3 protein-coding genes are annotated in these 2,763 nt (G+C 75.2%); all 3 read left to right on the plus strand.

The window, feature by feature from the left end; translation table 11 throughout:
• Positions 1-766: 766 nt before the first annotated feature.
• From G6556_RS18165 to G6556_RS18175, 3 genes are read left to right on the plus strand one after another with little or no spacing between them, the layout of a single operon-like run.
• Positions 767-1,975 (plus strand): epoxide hydrolase family protein, encoded by a 1,209-nt coding sequence (locus tag G6556_RS18165; protein ID WP_166944464.1) that lies wholly within the window; start codon positions 767-769, stop codon positions 1,973-1,975.
• A gap of 10 nt (positions 1,976-1,985) precedes the next feature.
• Positions 1,986-2,282, plus strand: a complete 297-nt coding sequence (locus G6556_RS18170; RefSeq protein ID WP_166944466.1) for a nucleotidyltransferase family protein — start codon at positions 1,986-1,988, stop codon at positions 2,280-2,282.
• Positions 2,272-2,613 (plus strand): HepT-like ribonuclease domain-containing protein, encoded by a 342-nt coding sequence (locus G6556_RS18175; RefSeq protein ID WP_166944468.1) that lies wholly within the window; start codon positions 2,272-2,274, stop codon positions 2,611-2,613. The genes G6556_RS18170 and G6556_RS18175 overlap by 11 nt, the downstream gene beginning before the upstream one ends.
• Positions 2,614-2,763: the final 150 nt, after the last annotated feature.

Here is a 2,763-nt window from a genome sequence, read left to right on the forward strand (position 1 = left end):
GGTGGTGCTGGCCCTGCTCGTCGTCGGGGCGGGCGCGGTGGACCGGCGGCTGCCGGCGCTGCGGCCCCGTCGGTGGTTCACGTCGTGAGCCACCGCCACGAGGCGAGGATGAGCTCCGCGGTGTCCCGGCACTGCGGAGGGTCGGAGGTCGCGTGCACCCAACCGGCGACGAACGCCCAGCCGTCGTGCTCGAAGTGCCAGTCGCGGGACAGCGCGCCGAACCCGTGCGGTCCGGGTTCGCGATGCCGATCTCGATGCGGACGGCGGGCGCGCCGGCGAAACCCGACGGTGTGGGCGGGCTCAGCACGACGTACCCGTGGTCCGTCTCGGCGTGGGCTGCGGCCACGGCCGCGGTCGCCGCGGGCGAGCCGACGCGCCCCACGCGCCCGATGCAGGTCCCGGACGCGAGGGTGCTCGGCCCCGACGACACCGAGAAGTCCCACCGCGCTCCCTCAGGGGCGCGCCGCCGGATGTCGTGCGAGGGACCACCGGTCGTCAGGACGTAGCCCGGGCGGCCCGCCCGGTCTCGCGGAACGGTCACGAGCTGGTCGAGCGCACCTGAGAAAGGTGGGCGGCCCTGGAGCCGAGCGCGGTGGCTGGCCCGTTCGCGGATCATGGCGTCGACGGCTCGTCGGATCATCCCGGAGTCATCGGCACAGCACCACGCGGACCTGATGGGCCGGCGGAGCGAACTCTGCGCCGCTGTCGGTCCCCGGTCCTACGGTGAGCAGCACGCCCGACCGGACGCCCGCGGGAGGAGCCGCCCGTGCAGGTCACGCCGTTCACCGTCGCCGTGCCCGAGGAGGACCTCGAGGACCTCCGCCGCCGCATCCGCGCCACGCGCTGGCCCGAGCCCGCCACCGAGGACGGCTGGGCGCAGGGCGTCCCGCGCGACTGGCTGCGCGACCTGGCCCGCTACTGGGCCGAGGACTACGACTGGCGCCGGCTGGAGCGCCGCCTGGCCGACGTCCCGCAGGTGCTCGCGCGGGTCGACGGCCTCGCGATCCATGCGCTGCACGTCCGGTCACGGCACGCGGGCGCGACCCCGCTGGTGCTCACCCACGGCTGGCCGGGGTCGTTCGTCGAGCTGCTCGACGTCCTCGGGCCGCTCGCCGACCCGCAGGACCCGGCCGACGCGTTCCACGTCGTGGTGCCGTCGCTGCCGGGCTACGGCTTCAGCGAGAAGCCGGCAGCGCCGGGCTGGGGGATCGAGCGCGTGGCCGACGCGTGGGCGGCCCTCATGGCCGGCCTCGGGTACGAGCGGTTCGGCGCGAGCGGCGGGGACTGGGGGACCAGCGTGAGCACGATGCTGGGGCTCCGGCACCCCGACCGCGTGCTCGGCCTGCACCTGACCCCGCCGCTCGTGGCACCTGACCCGGCCACCCTCGACGACCTGACCGCTGCCGAGCGGGCGGCGATCGCGGCCGTCGAGGGGTCGGTGGGCGGGTCGGCCTACTCGGCGTTGCACGCGACCCGGCCGCAGACGCTGGGGTACGGGCTGACGGACTCGCCGGTCGGGCTGGCGGCGTGGATCGCGGAGAAGGTCGTCGCGTGGTCCGACCACGACGGCGACGTGTTCACCGTGCTGACCCGGGACCAGCTGCTCGACGACATCACGCTGTACTGGCTGACGGGGACCGCGGCGTCGTCGGCGCGGCTGTACCGGGAGAGCATCGCGACGGTCCAGGGCTGGTTCACGCGCGGGGCGTCCGACGTCGTCACCGTGCCCACCGGCGCCGCGGTGTTCCGGGACCTGCCCCGGCCGTCGCGGCGCTGGGTCGAGCGGCGGTTCCCGGACCTGCGGTACTGGTCGGAGCCGGGGCGGGGCGGGCACTTCGCGGCGTGGGAGCAGCCGGAGGTCTTCGTCCGGGAGATGCGGGCCTCGTTCCGGGCGATCCGCGCGGCGCGCTCTCCGGGCGAGCCCGTCCACAGGCACGGGATGACGGGGTCGCGAGCCCCGACCGGCGGTGAGTAGCGTGGACGGCATGGTCCAGCTCGACGACGTCCTGAGCGACGCGCTCGCCGCGTACTGCGCGCGCTACGGCTTCGCGCGGCTGGACGTGTTCGGGTCGGAGGCGCGCGACGAGGCGAGGCCCGACTCGGACGTCGACGTGCTCTACGACCTCGCGCCGGGACGCCACCTGACGTGGGAGGTGGTCGACGCGGCCGACGACCTGGCGAGGATCCTCGGACGGCCCGTCGACCTGGTGTCGCGGCGCGCGCTGCACCCGCTGATGCGTGACCGGGTCGAGTCCGAGGCCCGACTCCTCTATGCAGCGTGACCGCCTCTACCTGACCGGCATGGTCGAGGCCTGCACGCGCATCGTGGACCTGACGGACGGCAGGAGCCTCGCGGAGCTCGAGCAGGAGCCGACCGTCCGGGAGTCGCTGCTGTCGAACTTCACGGTGCTCGGCGAGGCGGCGAACCAGGTCTCGGACGGACTGCGCGACGCCCACCCCGACGTGCCCTGGCGCCGCGCGACGAGCCTCCGGAACCGGATCGTGCACGGGTACTGGGCGATCGAGATGGACGTGATCCTGACGACCGCGCGCGAGGTCGTGCCGGAGATGCTCGACCTGCTGCGGTCGGCGTCCGCGGCCCTCGACCGGTGACGCCTCGCGGCGGCGGCGCGCCTCGGTCGCCCGCGCGCGTGCCGGGTGGGGACGGGTGGCTCGGCGCGGGTCGGGCGCCGGCTGTCAGCGCACTCCCAGGTTCGGGTGCTGGGCTGGGCGGGTGCTGCACGAGCCGACCCGACGCCGGAT

Origin of the sequence: Cellulomonas sp. IC4_254 (genome assembly GCF_011603975.1) — a bacterium.
Lineage (GTDB): Bacteria > Actinomycetota > Actinomycetes > Actinomycetales > Cellulomonadaceae > Cellulomonas.